This window comes from Planktosalinus sp. (assembly GCF_059864935.1).
Genome location: NZ_JCBCCK010000320.1, coordinates 1 through 13,709 on the forward strand (window position 1 = coordinate 1; position 13,709 = coordinate 13,709).

Here is a 13,709-nt window from a genome sequence, read left to right on the forward strand (position 1 = left end):
AGGGTCATGCTTATGGAAAAGACAAAGGAGATATGACAGGTAGGGAGTTTGGTCAGCATCGCGCTGAAATGGCCCGAAATAAAGCAGGACATGCCAGAACAAGATTGCATGAAACTGAAGAATTAATAACCTATCACAGAGAAAGGTTAAGCACCTTAAAGCACTCTCTGGAGGAAGAGGCAAGAAAGCCCAACGCTGATAAAAAAGCTATTGAAGAACGTGAAATTAGGATTAGGCGTGCAGAAGTAAGGCTCTCTCAATTGGAAGAATCCCTCAATGAAAGCAGGGAAAGGTTGAGAATGGCAGAACGTTCATTAGAAGAAGTAGTTATTGAAAAAAAATAATCCATTCTTATATTAAAAATGAGCTCGGTTTTAACCGGGCTTTGTTTTTATATCTACTCAATAAACCCATTCCTGTCCTTTTTGGTATTTTTAAAATGCCTCATTAGTGTTCAGCCGGTTTAGTTTTGAGCAAATTCTATTAAGGGTGCCAGATTACCTTGATCGGCTTTTTTTAAGGCGGTTATGTGGTTTTTTCTAACTTTGTCAGGATTTCCCATTCTTGACTGATTCCATGAAAAAACCGGCATATTAAAAATGGACTCCATAATGATATCACCCATTAGTCGGGAATGTCTTCCGTTACCATTTGCAAAACAATGAATGCTTACAATTCTGTGTTTAAATCTAATAGCAATTTCAGCAGGGGGATAGGTTTTATTTTCTATCCAGTATTTAGTGTCGTCTATAAGTTTTTTTAATTCCACAACGATTTGCGTCCAATTTACACCAAGGTTTTTGTTACTTTTTCTGAACTCCCCTGCCCATTTCCAAACGTCACCATACATTTTTTTATGTAAATCTTTGATAAACTTTTCAGATAGGATTTTATGGGGTTTTAAGTTTGAGTGAATCAACCATTCTACTGCTTTTTCTATATTCAATTGCTCAAATTCATCCAATTCACCCTGGGTGGTAACCGATTTTAATTTTAAACCTTCAATTTCCTCATTATCCAAAGGAGTTTGCCCTTTGGGGTGGTTAAAATTTAGTCCCATAATGATTTTCTCATTTCCCTTTTGATTTCTAGTGCAAGCTCTTGAATAGAATCTTTGATTTTTTTTTCTTCAATTCCCTGATTTTCCAGACTCATATTTTGATGGGTTCTCAGAACAATTTTTTGTGCCAGCTTCTCTGCCCTTTTATGTATTAAATCATCAATGGTTTTATCGTTTGGCACAAAACCATACACCAGCTTAAAATCCAAAGCAACACCAACTTCTTTCAATGAATTTAATGATATTGTGCCTTTTGCTTCGCTCATTTCAATGCTTTTCACCCCTTGTCGGGTAATATTTAATTTATGCCCGAGTTGGGACAAGGACATGTTCAACGTTGTGCGAATAGCTTGAATCCAGCCTTTAGAAGGCACTTGAACCGTTTCTGCCGGCTGGAACTGTTTCAGTTTTTCGTCTAATTGCTCAATTAAAATCTTTCGTTTGTTTCTCATGATTTATAATATATATTGTCAAAAAGTAAATATATAACTTTACAAATATATAAAAAAGTAAATAAAAAGCATTACAAAATATAAAAAAAGTAAAGGTATAGGTTTACAAAAGTAAAAAATTGCTTAGCGTCTTGAGAAAACGTTTCTTCTATAAACTGTGGCGTGAATTTATAAACTTTGGTAGTGAACAAACCCAGACCTGCCTGCCGCTTCGTCGCCTATAGCTGTGAAGCGCAAGGCGGGCAAGCAGAACTTAGGAAAATCCTATAGCCCCAACTCTTCGGGATTCCGAGTGAGCCGGTTGAAGCCATAGGAGGCTGGTGTTTGTAGGTAGTTTTTTAAAGTCGGTAACCTAGTCCGATTTTCAAAATATTAATATTTGTATTGTGTTTAATGTCAGGCACTTCGTTGTCAACTTTTATTTTTATAAAATCATACTGAACTTGAGCAAACAGTTTATTTGTTATGTCATAAGCCACTCCTAAATTCAGATTAAATCCGCTTTCGGTTTTGCTTGAACTCGATGAATTTGGATTATCTGGATTAAAACTGTCTATTCCAGATATGTTAAATGTCATAATTGTATAACCTAATCCAACTGAAGGATGAAATTTACTAATAGATTTAGAGTTCAATTCGGCAAATATTCTTGGTTGTATTGCAAATGCTGTAACATCAAAAGGTTGAACACTTTCATCTTTTGAGTTTTTTAATATTCCAGCATTCAAAGAAGCTCCAATATTTAAAAAATCCAAATTAGAGAAACGATATTTAAGTCCGAGGTCTAAAATTCCGTTATAATTTTTTCCGATAAAGTTTTTGTCAATTGGAATGGGATAATTTAATTCAATACTAAATTTTGAATCTTGAGAAAATGATTTTATTGAAAAAATCAGTAATAATGCTAATAATAATTTTTGTTTCATAGTTCTGTGCTTAACGTGTTTGTGCAACAAGCGTTGCGGGGTTTAAGAACTAAAATAATTAAAAAACACAAACATTAACGCTAGCGAGGATTTTCTGAAAGGAAAATCATAAGAAATGCATGTTTAACGAAATCAGGTGTATTTTTTGCTTTTAGCACTTAATAAATCTTGCTATTTTTGGGCCAAAAATATAAGGTTTGGTTTTTTCTTTTTCCTTATTATCAATCAACTCTTGTAATAATCCGACTCCAAACAATTTCCAATCAGTTGTTTTGATTATTCTCTGAAGATTTTTTGAATAGCGTTTAATTTTATTTTTTCGGAAATATACTTTATCGTAATCAAAATCCTCTAATTCTTTTAAAAAGTAATCCAGTTCTTTCGTGTCAATTTTTGTTTTCAATGTATTAAGGTCCATATGATAAAATCCTAATTTGTCATTATAACCTGTAGTTGCTTTCTTGTAATATGGAGGTAGTTTTTTTTTGAACTCATTAATAATCTTAAAAAACTCTTTATTGCCTTCAAATAGATGCTGAAATAAAAAAGTTATAATAACTCCGAAAATTAATGAAAATAAATTATCAATTATCATTTTATATTAATCAATTTTGTTTTTCACATTGTACCCAGCGTTTATATATGCGAGTTTTGACATTTTATATTCCGTCTTTTTTTTATTTTTATGAATCAGTTATAAAGGGGAGTAACTATTCAAACTTAAACAATTTCCACAAATTTTTAAAACCCATTATTTATACATCCCATCAATAAACCCATCCCGGTCCTTTTTGGAATTTTCTTTTAATGCCTTTTTGGCATTGAGTTGGTCTTGTTTTACCTTGTCCTGAGAGAGCTTAAACTTGCCTTCCCAACTGGTGATTTCTATTTCAAACGCCTGTATGTAGTTTACAGCGCTTTCCATCCTCTTATTATCGGGTGTCAATACATATTTTTGGGCCGCCCCTTCCAAAAATTCGGTCATGGCTATCATGGTTCTTTTTGCGGCTTCCGGGTCATTGATTAAGGTGATTGTTCCCGTAAGGTGCACAAAAATATAATTCCACGTGGGCAATTGGGTGGTAGTATAAATGCTTGGTGAAATATACGCATCAGGCCCCCTGAAAACCACGGTAACTTCTGCGCCGTCTTTCAAAGTCGCCACTTGCGGGTTGTATTTGTCAATATGCGCCACCAGTTTCTGAATCTTGTGATTGTAGATAATGGGGATATGGGTGACCAGCGGTTTCCCGTCAAGCACAGAAACCAGCATACCCAATGGGTATTCTTCAATGACCGCAATCATTTTTTGAATGTCGTTTTCCTGATGGTGTTTTGGTGGGTACATGAGATGTTAGACTATAGACTTAAGATATTAGACATGAGATGATAGGGTTTAGAATTATGAGATGTATGTTTAAAAAATTTAATTAACCTCTAACTCCCCACTCCTTGGGAGGGGGGCTGGGGGGGGGAGGACCCCAAACTGCTTGAAATGATGATCCAAATGTTTGTACTGCATTTTTCCCCATTGCTCTGTGGTAAAATGCCCGCAAAACGGATGTGGCGGCCATTCGGTTTTGTTTCTTTTAGCATAAAATTCATCAATCAGGGTTTTTAATTCAGCTTTTTCCTTTTCAAAATCGCGTTTATCCACAATTTTATATTCTTTGGAGGTGGGCAGCCCCTGCTTCCAGGGTTTGTCGTTGTATAGCGATGTTTTAAAAAAAGAAAATAACAATTTCATTACCGGATTCGGTTTTGCTAAAGTGAGTTTTCCCAAAGGCACTTTTAGCGGTTCTTGACAATGTGCAAGCATTTGAGCGACATCCATTTTTCCCCATTGTGCTTGAGTTTCGGGGGTGAGTTTTTCCAAACGTAGCAAAATTTCGGTGTAAGCCTGCTCAGTAAAAAGTGATTGCATATCGATAAATAATTTTCAGGAATTAAAGATACATGTTTATCTTTATGCAACGAATTGATATGAATCAAAAAAAGACGACATCTTTTTCCATCAAAAACTGGTCTGAAGACGATCGGCCTAGGGAGAAACTCCTTCAAAAAGGGCGTGCAGCCCTAAGTGATGCCGAACTGATTGCCATACTTATAAGTTCCGGCAACACTGAAGAAAGTGCCGTAGACCTGAGTAAACGCATTTTGGCAAAATCAGGGAATAATCTGAGCGAGTTGGGAAAATTTACCATCAAACAGTTGATGGAGTTTAAAGGCATTGGTGAGGCCAAAGCCATTAGTATTGCCGCTGCTATGGAGTTGGGCCGCAGACGACGCGCTGAAGAAGCTGTTCAGCAAAGTAAAATTACTTCCAGTCATTCGGTGTTTGAGTTGATGCAACCTGTAATTGGCGAGTTGCCTCACGAAGAATTCTGGATTATTTATCTCAACAATTCCAATAAAATCATCCGTAAAGAGCAACTCAGTAAAGGCGGTATCACCGGCACTTTGGTCGATGTGCGCTTGGTGTTGAAAACAGCTTTGGAAGTGGGTGCCACAGGATTGATTCTTGTTCACAACCACCCTTCAGGAGTGTTACGCGCCAGCGAGCCCGATAAAATGCTTACGCGAAAGCTCACTTCAGCAAGTGAAAGCCTCGATATCAAAGTGCTTGATCATATCATTGTGACCGAAAAGGCTTACTTTAGTTTTGCCGACGAAAACCTGCTTTAAATTATGTTTAAACACCTTTCAATTTCGGATATATTTTTTGACCTGGACCATACCCTTTGGGATTTTGAAAAAAACTCTGCACTCGCTTTTTACAAAGTTTTTGACACACACCGGCTAGATATTAATGTTTTGCAGTTTCTTTCGGTATATGAAACAATCAATTTAAATTACTGGAAATTGTACCGTGAAGAGCAAATCACCAAACAGCAATTGCGTCGTGGCCGCTTGAATGATGCTTTTTCCCAATTGGGTAAATCATTTCCAGTTGAATTGATTGACAGTCTCGCCGATGCTTATATCGATTTTTTGCCGTTAAACAATCATCTATTTCCCGGAACCATGGAGCTTCTGGACTATTTAAAACCCAAATATAAGTTGCATATCATCACCAATGGTTTTGAAAAAGTGCAATACCAAAAGCTTAAAAATTCAAACATTGAAAGTTATTTTCAGACAGTGACCAATTCTGAACGGGTGGGAGTGAAGAAACCCAATCCGGTGATTTTTCAGTTTGCATTGAACCAAGCCAACTCCACTCCGGAAAAAAGCGTGATGATTGGCGACAATCTTGAAGCAGACATATTTGGCGCAAAATCCGTGGGGATGCATACGTTGCTTTTTTCTCAAAACCACACTACCGATGAGAGTATTATTGTGGCAAAAGAACTTTTAGACATCAAAAACTTGTTTTAGTGTGTAGGGTAATCCTAATGTTAATTGTTTGTATAAATAGCAATACACATTTGCATTAAACGTTTGATAATTATCCCTATTCTTGAAAAAATGCCTAAAAACTTGCTGTTAATCATACTGTTGGCTGTTTTTTTTACTTCTTGTATAAAAGATACAGACATCAACCAAGCAGACGATGTGGTTCTCAATCCCATTGTTGAACTTAATTTTGTTTATTTTACCTTGCAAATCGATGACTTTCAAGTAGACCCTATTTTTGAAGGTAGCCTGACAGTTGTTGACACCACCGAAGTTCGTTTTCTCGATGACGATTTTGCCATAGATAGTATCAAAGAAGCTGAGTTTTTCTTTAGGGTCGCCAATTCTTTTCCTGTGAGTCTCGATGCCAATTTTACTTTTCTTTCAGAAGAGAATGAACCGTTTTATGAGATTAACTTTCCCATACAGCCGGGTGAAAATGGCAGTCCGGTCATCACCGAATTCACACAAACAGTGACTCAAGCCGATATCGAGTTACTAACCCAAAACGACAAAGTGATTATTACAATCAGACTACAATCAAATGACCAAAATCTGGAAGGCACCTTGAACTTGCAGTCAAAAACCATTTACTATCTGGAATTTTCAGACCTTTAGTATGATTCGCATAACTGTCATAACATTCCTTTTAATAAGGTTTTTGGGCTTTTCCCAAAACAAACAATTGTTGTATGGTTTATCTGAAGTCCCGCAATCACTTTTAGTCAATCCCGGTGGAATAGTTCCTTATGACAAGCACTATGGCATTCCATTTCTGTCACATCTGCATTTTAACGGTGGTTCCTCAGGGGTGACGGTGTATGATATATTTCAAACTTCGGCGACTACTGATATCAATGCGAGAATTACATCGGCGATATTCAGTATGAAAAATACTGATTTTTTTACAGCAACCCAACAACTGGAACTCATCAGTTTTGGCTGGCGTAATAAAAGCGATTATTATTTTTCTGCTGGAATTTATCAGGAGTTTGATATGATTACTTATTTTCCCAGAGATTTGGCCATTTTGGGATGGGAAGGAAACCATGATTATATCGATTATGAATTTGATTTGGGCGATCTCAACTCTTCGGGTGATTTTCTGACCGTGTTTCATTTTGGCGCCAATAAAAAAATGACAGAAAAGCTCACTTTAGGCATCAGATTTAAAGTGTACTCAAGTATTTTTAATTATAGGAGCACAAACAACAAAGGCATATTTGTAACCCGATTAAGTGACGGAACAGTCAATATTTATGACCATTTGCTTCAAAATGCAGATGTGCAAGTGCAAACATCCGGCATAGCCCCTTTAATTGATAACGACGATGTGAATACGTCTGGTGATGTGGTTAACCATGCTTTGGGGAGGGCTTTTTTTGGCGGGAACCTGGGGGTGGGAATTGATTTTGGCGCAACTTATGAAATCAACAGAAACTGGATTGCCAGTGCCAGTGTTTTGGATTTGGGAGCTGTTTTTCATACTAAAAATGTAGAAAATTACCGTGCACACGGAAGTTATAATTTAACCGGTTTAAACCTGATATTTCCGCCATTGCAGGAAGGTGAGCAAACGTTTCCCTATTATCAAAATTTGGAAGAGGAAATCAAAGAAAATGTCTCGGTTGACACGTTATACAACAGTTATACGGTTATGCGTCCATTGAAAATCAATGCGGCAATACAATATCATTTTGGAAGGTCATTTGGCAATCAGGAATGTGATTGTTACTCTATGGGAAAAGGTGATTTTGGAAGCCAGGCAGTGGGCGTTCAGTTGTACTCCATTTTCAGGCACAAAGCACCTCAGTATGCAGCCACTTTGTTTTATTATAGAAGGTTTGCAGAATTTATTTCGGCAAAAATCACCTATACAGTAGACAATTACTCTTTTGACAATTTTGGTTTAATGGCTGTTGGTGATATTGGAAAATTCAACGTTTATCTGGGTTTTGATAATTTGTTACGGTATGGAAATCTTGCTAAAGCAAATAGTTTATCTTTGCAATTAGGGTTCAACCTTAAGTATTAGTCTGATTTAAAAACTGCAAACTATGAAACAAATTGTCATTACGTTACTATTGTTTAATTTTTTTAGTTTTAATGTATTTAGCCAAAAATCACTAAGCGATTATGCTTATGTACTTGTTCCACAACAATTTGAATTTCAAAGGGGAGTTGATCAGTATCAGGTGAATACACTTCTTCGCCATTTGTTCAAGGAAGCAGGTTTCAATTCGATTTATGACGTTGAGTTAAAAGGTTTACCCAGATGTGACGGGCTCTTTGCAGACTTAATTGTTGATTCCAATTTTATCAGTACAACTATTACAGTTGTATTAAAAGACTGCAATAATAATATAGTTTACCGTTCTGAACCGGGAACCAGTAAAGAAAAAGAATACAAAAAAGGATACCATCAAGCCATAAGACGAGCATTTAGAAGCATTGAAGTTTTGGGTGTGAGACAAGGTAATCTGGAAGCTTTTCGCGAAAGCGTTGAGAAAAGGGATGCTGCTTTGGTAATCCCTCAAAATATTGAGATTAAACCAGAAACGATTACAGAAAATCAAATTATAAAATCAAAACTACCTGCATATACTCACAATGGTGAAACTTACTACCTTGAATCCAGAGGAGAAGATTTTGTGCTTTATGAGAAACAAAATGGCCAAGTGGTAAAAATTGGTACTTTATCTAAAACTTCAAGAGCAGGTATTTTTCTTTATACACAGGATGGAAAAAGCATGCTTGCAAGTTTTGACACTGACAATAACCTGATTATTGACAATGAGGACATTGATGGTAAGCCTTCGCAGAATGTGTTTAAAAAAGTTATACAGGAATAGTTTTAACGGGTTTTAAAACTCACACTACCCATTTTTTCTACTTTTGCAGTCAAGGTTTGACCTGGCTTTATAAATACCGCTGCCGTTGCCGCCCCGGCTAATATCACCTGACCTTTTTTGATAGTCAATCCAGATTCAGTTGCAAGCCTGCTTAATTCAACAACAGACTGTAACGGGTTCTCCAAGATTGCAGCAGATGAAGCACTTTCAGCTACTTCGGTATTAACGAGTAAATCCATCTTTAAATCAGAAATATCGGTGGAAAGCGGTTGCCATTCGCCAATGACATAACCCGTTGACGAACAATTGTCTGCCACTACATCTTCCAGTGAAAATTTAAAATTCTCGTAACGTGAATCGATAATCTCCAGGGCAGGAGCCATAGCATCGAGATATTTAGGCAGTTCGTCAAGTGTGAGTTGATTGTTGATGTCGTTACTTACAAGAAAAGCGATTTCGGGTTCCGCTCTGGGGTGAATCCAGCGTGCCAGAGAAACCGTTTCACCTTGCTGAAGTTCCATTTCATCAGTTAAAATTCCCCAGATGAGATCGTGCACACCCATTTGTTCCATTTTGGCTTTGCTGGTAAAACCCAGTTTGTAACCGGTCACTTTTTCTCCGCGTTCCAATCTTAAGTCAATAGACATTCGTTGAATTTCATAGGCAGTATCAAGTGTCATGTTGTTTTTAGTAGCCATTTGAGAAACTGCTTCTGCATTTTTTGCGGCTTGGTCTAATTTGTTTGCGATTTCTTGTTTATTCATATGTAATATTTAACCCTCTCAGGGTTCAAAACCCTGAGAGGGTTTAGGTGTGATTATTAAATTAAATTTTTGGTAACAGCATCATCGTGCAAAACTTCTTCTGTTTCTCGTTTTACCATTTCCAGTTGTTCCCTTAAGGATTGGGTTACTTTGATTTTTCCGTCAGCCAGCAAATTTAGTATGGCTTTATCCTGTGCCCGGCCTCTTTTCATTGCTTCAGAGTAAGGGATGTTTTCATTAAACGTAACCAATGAATATTTTGAAGAATATTCAAGTGGAAATTCTTTTTCAAAAGCAGTTTCTAATTTACGTTTCTCCTGAAATAATGCACTTGCAGTATGTGATTTCATTTCGTGGAAATTATCCAACGCTAAATCTGCAATGGCGTCAGTATCTTTTTTGCGTTCCTTTTCATATTCAGTAAATACTTTTTGCCAATCGCCTTCGTGTTTGTCAAGAATTTCATCAAATACCACAACATCTTCAAAAGAGGCATTCATCCCTTGTCCATAAAACGGCACGATAGCATGAGCTGCATCGCCCATCAAAAGGGTTTTTCCATAACTGCTCCATGGGTAACATTTTACTGTTCCTAGTGCTCCGGTAGGGTTTTCAAAAAACTCTGTAACCAGTTCAGGCATTAATTCCAATGCATCAGGGTAAAATTTTTGGAAGTATTCGGTAACACGTTGGGGAGTTGTGAGATTTTCAAAATTGTATTCACCTTCATTCCAGGCAAGGAAAAGTGTTACAGTAAAACTTCCGTCAAGGTTAGGAAGTGCAATAAGCATATTTTCCCCACGCGGCCAAATGTGTAACGCACCTTTTTCGGTTAGAAATCCACCACCATCAGCCGGAGGGAATGAAAGTTCTTTGTAGCCGTGAGTTAAAAAGTTTTGTGAAAAGCTGAATAGAAATTTTTTATGCAAATACATACTTTTTCTCAAAACGGAACCGGCACCGTCAGTACCGATGACCACATCGCCCCTGAGTAAAATTTCTCTTTGGGTGATATCATCGTAAAATGTGGCAACACCTTCTTCAAGATTAACATCCATACAACTGTGGTTAAATATCATTGTGATATTGTCCATTTTTTCGGCTTCGTCAAGCAGTAAGGAGTTCAATCCCGAACGCGAAATGGAATTGATGTATTCTTCTTCCCGACCACTGTAGCGGCTTAAAAAGGTGTTTTCTTCAAGGTTGTGAATCATGCGGCCGTGCATAGGGATGCAGAGTTCTTTTACTTTTTCTTCCAGACCCACGAGCTTCATACCCTTCAAGCCTCTGTCTGAAAATGCCAAGTTTATGGAGCGACCGGCACCAATGTCGTGTTTTCTTAAATCAGGCCGCTTTTCAATGAGTTGCACGTTGTAGCCGCGTTGTGCCATTCTTAAGGCAAGTAACGAGCCGCATAATCCGGCTCCTATGATGAGTATGGGTTGGTTTTTCTGAATCATCTTATAGGTTTAGTTTTTTGAGTTCTTTATTAAATTCTTCTACTGAAGGTATTGCTTCTTTTATATCTTTTGGTAATTCTTTATAGTTAAAATCACTCACTCCAATAGGTTTGTTGATGTCTTTTAATGAAAATTCAACCTCAAAATTGTCTTTGTTTTTACAAAGTAATATGCCCAATGTTGGTTTGTCCTCGGGTTCTTTTACTATTTCATTAATGGCGGAGATATAAAAGTTAAGTTTACCAATAAATTCCGGTTGAAATTCTGTCAGTTTCAACTCAATAACGATGTAGCATTTTAATTTGGTATGATAAAAAAGCAGATCTGTCCTGTATTCTTTAGTGCCTACTTTTAGTAAAAATTGCCTTCCCATATAACCAAAACCTTTTCCCAATTCCAGTAAAAATTGACTGATATTTTGAACAAGTTTGTCTTCCAATTCTTTCTCTTTTGCTTTTTCTGAAAGGGAAAGAAATTCAAAATTATAAGGGCTTTTTAAAAGTTCGTTTGCAAGGTCGCCATCTTCTTGTGGAAGTGTTTTTTTAAAGTTTGTGATTGCTTTGCCTTGTCTTGCATAAGTATTTGTTTCAATATGATAATGTAAAACCGCTCTACTCCAATTGTTTTCAATTGTTTTTTGAAGATAGAAATGTGCTTCTTTTTGATTATTGGATTTGCTGAAAATCATAATATTGTGTCCACAAGGAATTTGGTCAACAAGCTGTTGACCAAATGAATCTTTGTAGAATTCATAGAATTGTTTGCAATATTTTAAATTAGTAGCCGAAAAACCGCCCATTTCAGAAAACTCCTTTTTTAAGTCTTTACTTAACTGATTGATAAACCCGGCACCCCACTTAGTATTAGATTGTTTTTCGAAAATTTGCTTACCCAACTCCCAATACATAAGGATAAGTTCGCTGTTAACAGCTACAGCGGCTTTAAGCTGGCTTGACTTGATTTTTGATTTTAACTCAATCAACCAATTTTTGTAATCCTGATTGTGGGTGATTGCATTCATCTTGTTAATTCCATTCTCCAAGTTTACCTAAAGTGTAATCTTATTTAGTTTTTAAATTTTTTTCTAGACATTGCTTCAACCTTTCCACCATCAAATACACATCTTCAAACGAATTGTAAAGTGGGGCAGGAGCCACCCGAATCACATCCGGTTCACGCCAGTCGCTGATGACTCCGGCTTTTGTGAGTTTGTCGTGCAAACTGCGGTCTGCGTTTTTTACTGCCAATGACAATTGGCAACCGCGCTCGTCGGGGTTGGACGATGTGATGATACTGATGCGTTGGTTTTTTAAATTGTTTACCAAAAACTCAAGGTATCCCGTGAGTTTGCGTTGTTTGGAAATAATGTTTTCCATTCCTGCTTCTTCAAATATGTCAAGTGATGCACGTATGGCGGCCATAGAAAGTATTGGCGGATTGCTGAGTTGCCACCCTTCTGCTCCTGGAGTCACATCAAATTCCTGTCGCATATTGAATCGTGTTTTTTTGTTGTGACCCCACCAGCCGGCAAAGCGTTTAAGGTTCGGGTTGTTTGCATGACGTTCATGAACAAAAAGCCCACCGAGACTTCCGGGGCCACTGTTGAGGTATTTGTAGCTGCACCACACAGCAAAATCGGGACCATTTTTGTGAAGGCTGGGTTGAATGTTTCCGGCACCGTGTGCCAGGTCAAAACCTACAATGCAGTTGTATTTGTGACCTAATTCAGTAATTTTTTTGATGGGGAAGGACTGCCCGGTGTAGTAATTGGTTGTGCCTATAAGAATTAACGCAATTTCATCGCCTTGTTCTTTCATAATTTTTTCTAAATCTTCAAAACGGCAGAGATCTTCGTCTTTTCTGGGTTTCCAGAGAATCAAACCTTCTTTGGAGTCAAAACCGTGAAAATTGAGTTGTGATTCCACAGCATATTTGTCTGATGGAAATGCATCGCTTTCAATCAGGATTTTATATTTTGTTTTTGTGGGTCTGTAAAAGGAAACCATCAACAGATGAAGATTGGTAGTAAGGGTGTTCATCATCACCACTTCACTGGGTTCTGCACCAACGATTTTGGCCATGCTGCTGGTCAAAAATGAGTGATAGGGCATCCAGGGGTGTTTGGCTTCAGTGTGACCTTCCACGCCAAGCTTAGCCCAATCATCAAGTTCTTCCTGTATGTATTTTTGAGTGTTTTTGGGTTGCAGGCCCAGCGAGTTTCCACAGAGGTATACAATTTCGTTTCCCTGAGAGTCTTTTGGGATGTGAAATTTTTCGCGAAAGCGGTTTAAAGGGTCTGATTGGTCTTGTTCTTTGGCGTAAGCCAGAGTAGATTCATAATTATTCATTGGTAGTTTTTACTTCGATATTGGTAAAATAGAGCTTAAAAGCGCGATCACTGGTTTGATGCATCGTCGCTATTTTTAATCCGTGATGGTTTTCATAGTTCTGCCAGGTGGCAGTAATGCCCGGTGTGGGTTCATTGCCTTTTCTGAATATCCATTCTTTGATTATAAAATCATTTTCAAAAAAGAAATCGTAAGCGTCACCGGGTGTATATCCTCCTTCGTTAACATAGACAACGGTGAGCTGTTGCATGGGTTTTTTGCTAATTGGTGCTATAACACTATCTTTTACAGTGAACGTTTTCCCCTCATCCCAAACAAGATTGAAAGGTGCCAAAAGCCAGTATTTATCGTTGATAAAACTAGTGTCAGCTTTTAAAGCGATGCTGTCCATACTACTTTGATTGTATTTTAAAGTGTCTTCGCCAAGTATTCTAGTGATGTCCTTGGTTTT

The 13,709-nt window shown here is 37.4% G+C and carries 16 protein-coding genes and 1 pseudogene; 6 read left to right on the forward strand and 11 right to left on the reverse strand.

The window, feature by feature from the left end; translation table 11 throughout:
• Positions 1 to 344 (forward strand): hypothetical protein (locus AC6F75_RS10325; RefSeq protein WP_500714941.1); only part of this gene is annotated, 344 nt, incomplete at its 5' end.
• A 119-nt stretch (positions 345 to 463) separates the two neighbouring features.
• Here AC6F75_RS10325 and AC6F75_RS10330 read toward each other — a convergent pair.
• From AC6F75_RS10330 to AC6F75_RS10355, 6 genes are all read right to left on the reverse strand, one after another.
• Positions 464 to 1,060: a mobile mystery protein B gene (locus tag AC6F75_RS10330; RefSeq protein ID WP_500714942.1), complete on the reverse strand. Its 597-nt coding sequence runs from the start codon at positions 1,058 to 1,060 to the stop codon at positions 464 to 466.
• Complete coding sequence (locus AC6F75_RS10335) at positions 1,051 to 1,512, reverse strand: mobile mystery protein A (protein ID WP_500714943.1); 462 nt, start codon at positions 1,510 to 1,512, stop codon at positions 1,051 to 1,053. Before AC6F75_RS10335 ends, AC6F75_RS10330 begins: the two co-directional genes overlap by 10 nt.
• Before the next feature lie 338 nt (positions 1,513 to 1,850).
• The gene (locus tag AC6F75_RS10340; RefSeq protein WP_500714944.1) at positions 1,851 to 2,438 is read right to left on the reverse strand and encodes an outer membrane beta-barrel protein; all 588 of its coding nucleotides are present in this window, start codon (positions 2,436 to 2,438) and stop codon (positions 1,851 to 1,853) included.
• A gap of 151 nt (positions 2,439 to 2,589) precedes the next feature.
• The gene (locus AC6F75_RS10345; protein ID WP_500714945.1) at positions 2,590 to 3,033 is read right to left on the reverse strand and encodes a hypothetical protein; all 444 of its coding nucleotides are present in this window, start codon (positions 3,031 to 3,033) and stop codon (positions 2,590 to 2,592) included.
• A 156-nt stretch (positions 3,034 to 3,189) separates the two neighbouring features.
• Positions 3,190 to 3,786: an FMN-binding negative transcriptional regulator gene (locus tag AC6F75_RS10350; protein WP_500714946.1), complete on the reverse strand. Its 597-nt coding sequence runs from the start codon at positions 3,784 to 3,786 to the stop codon at positions 3,190 to 3,192.
• Between the two features lie 78 nt (positions 3,787 to 3,864).
• Positions 3,865 to 4,362 (reverse strand): DUF1569 domain-containing protein, encoded by a 498-nt coding sequence (locus AC6F75_RS10355; RefSeq protein ID WP_500714947.1) that lies wholly within the window; start codon positions 4,360 to 4,362, stop codon positions 3,865 to 3,867.
• 59 nt (positions 4,363 to 4,421) lie between these two features.
• On the opposite strand from AC6F75_RS10355, the gene radC reads away from it, so the two are divergent.
• From radC to AC6F75_RS10380, 5 genes are all read left to right on the forward strand, one after another.
• On the forward strand, positions 4,422 to 5,123 hold the full coding sequence (radC, locus tag AC6F75_RS10360; RefSeq protein WP_500714948.1) for a RadC family protein: 702 nt from the start codon (positions 4,422 to 4,424) through the stop codon (positions 5,121 to 5,123).
• Positions 5,124 to 5,126: 3 nt separating this feature from the next.
• Positions 5,127 to 5,816: a YjjG family noncanonical pyrimidine nucleotidase gene (locus AC6F75_RS10365; protein WP_500714949.1), complete on the forward strand. Its 690-nt coding sequence runs from the start codon at positions 5,127 to 5,129 to the stop codon at positions 5,814 to 5,816.
• Positions 5,817 to 5,906: 90 nt separating this feature from the next.
• Entirely contained in the window at positions 5,907 to 6,452 is a 546-nt protein-coding gene (locus tag AC6F75_RS10370; RefSeq protein ID WP_500714950.1) for a hypothetical protein, read from the forward strand.
• Between the two features lies 1 nt (position 6,453).
• Entirely contained in the window at positions 6,454 to 7,869 is a 1,416-nt protein-coding gene (locus AC6F75_RS10375; protein ID WP_500714951.1) for a DUF5723 family protein, read from the forward strand.
• Between the two features lie 22 nt (positions 7,870 to 7,891).
• Positions 7,892 to 8,686, forward strand: a complete 795-nt coding sequence (locus AC6F75_RS10380) for a hypothetical protein (protein ID WP_500714952.1) — start codon at positions 7,892 to 7,894, stop codon at positions 8,684 to 8,686.
• A 2-nt stretch (positions 8,687 to 8,688) separates the two neighbouring features.
• Here AC6F75_RS10380 and AC6F75_RS10385 read toward each other — a convergent pair whose 3' ends face one another.
• The 5 genes and pseudogenes from AC6F75_RS10385 to AC6F75_RS10405 all read right to left on the reverse strand — a co-directional run.
• Positions 8,689 to 9,450, reverse strand: a complete 762-nt coding sequence (locus AC6F75_RS10385; protein ID WP_500714953.1) for a fumarylacetoacetate hydrolase family protein — start codon at positions 9,448 to 9,450, stop codon at positions 8,689 to 8,691.
• Between the two features lie 56 nt (positions 9,451 to 9,506).
• Positions 9,507 to 10,910 (reverse strand): FAD-dependent monooxygenase, encoded by a 1,404-nt coding sequence (locus tag AC6F75_RS10390; RefSeq protein ID WP_500714954.1) that lies wholly within the window; start codon positions 10,908 to 10,910, stop codon positions 9,507 to 9,509.
• Between the two features lies 1 nt (position 10,911).
• Complete coding sequence (locus AC6F75_RS10395; RefSeq protein ID WP_500714955.1) at positions 10,912 to 11,931, reverse strand: PDDEXK nuclease domain-containing protein; 1,020 nt, start codon at positions 11,929 to 11,931, stop codon at positions 10,912 to 10,914.
• A gap of 40 nt (positions 11,932 to 11,971) precedes the next feature.
• On the reverse strand, positions 11,972 to 13,258 hold the full coding sequence (kynU, locus tag AC6F75_RS10400) for a kynureninase (protein ID WP_500714956.1): 1,287 nt from the start codon (positions 13,256 to 13,258) through the stop codon (positions 11,972 to 11,974).
• A pseudogene (locus AC6F75_RS10405) lies at positions 13,251 to 13,709 on the reverse strand (hypothetical protein); the annotation flags it as partial. The gene kynU and the pseudogene AC6F75_RS10405, both read right to left, overlap by 8 nt.

Excerpts from the sequence above, each read along its gene's own strand:
- AC6F75_RS10330 (WP_500714942.1), bottom strand. The coding sequence starts at position 1,060 with ATGGGACTAAATTTTAACCACCCCAAAGGGCAAACTCCTTTGGATAAT.
- AC6F75_RS10385 (WP_500714953.1), bottom strand. The coding sequence starts at position 9,450 with ATGAATAAACAAGAAATCGCAAACAAATTAGACCAAGCCGCAAAAAAT.
- AC6F75_RS10355 (WP_500714947.1), bottom strand. The coding sequence starts at position 4,362 with ATGCAATCACTTTTTACTGAGCAGGCTTACACCGAAATTTTGCTACGT.
- AC6F75_RS10390 (WP_500714954.1), bottom strand. The coding sequence starts at position 10,910 with ATGATTCAGAAAAACCAACCCATACTCATCATAGGAGCCGGATTATGC.
- radC (WP_500714948.1), top strand. The coding sequence starts at position 4,422 with ATGAATCAAAAAAAGACGACATCTTTTTCCATCAAAAACTGGTCTGAA.
- AC6F75_RS10365 (WP_500714949.1), top strand. The coding sequence starts at position 5,127 with ATGTTTAAACACCTTTCAATTTCGGATATATTTTTTGACCTGGACCAT.
- AC6F75_RS10350 (WP_500714946.1), bottom strand. The coding sequence starts at position 3,786 with ATGTACCCACCAAAACACCATCAGGAAAACGACATTCAAAAAATGATT.
- AC6F75_RS10335 (WP_500714943.1), bottom strand. The coding sequence starts at position 1,512 with ATGAGAAACAAACGAAAGATTTTAATTGAGCAATTAGACGAAAAACTG.
- AC6F75_RS10345 (WP_500714945.1), bottom strand. The coding sequence starts at position 3,033 with ATGATAATTGATAATTTATTTTCATTAATTTTCGGAGTTATTATAACT.
- AC6F75_RS10340 (WP_500714944.1), bottom strand. The coding sequence starts at position 2,438 with ATGAAACAAAAATTATTATTAGCATTATTACTGATTTTTTCAATAAAA.
- AC6F75_RS10370 (WP_500714950.1), top strand. The coding sequence starts at position 5,907 with ATGCCTAAAAACTTGCTGTTAATCATACTGTTGGCTGTTTTTTTTACT.
- AC6F75_RS10375 (WP_500714951.1), top strand. The coding sequence starts at position 6,454 with ATGATTCGCATAACTGTCATAACATTCCTTTTAATAAGGTTTTTGGGC.
- AC6F75_RS10380 (WP_500714952.1), top strand. The coding sequence starts at position 7,892 with ATGAAACAAATTGTCATTACGTTACTATTGTTTAATTTTTTTAGTTTT.
- AC6F75_RS10395 (WP_500714955.1), bottom strand. The coding sequence starts at position 11,931 with ATGAATGCAATCACCCACAATCAGGATTACAAAAATTGGTTGATTGAG.
- kynU (WP_500714956.1), bottom strand. The coding sequence starts at position 13,258 with ATGAATAATTATGAATCTACTCTGGCTTACGCCAAAGAACAAGACCAA.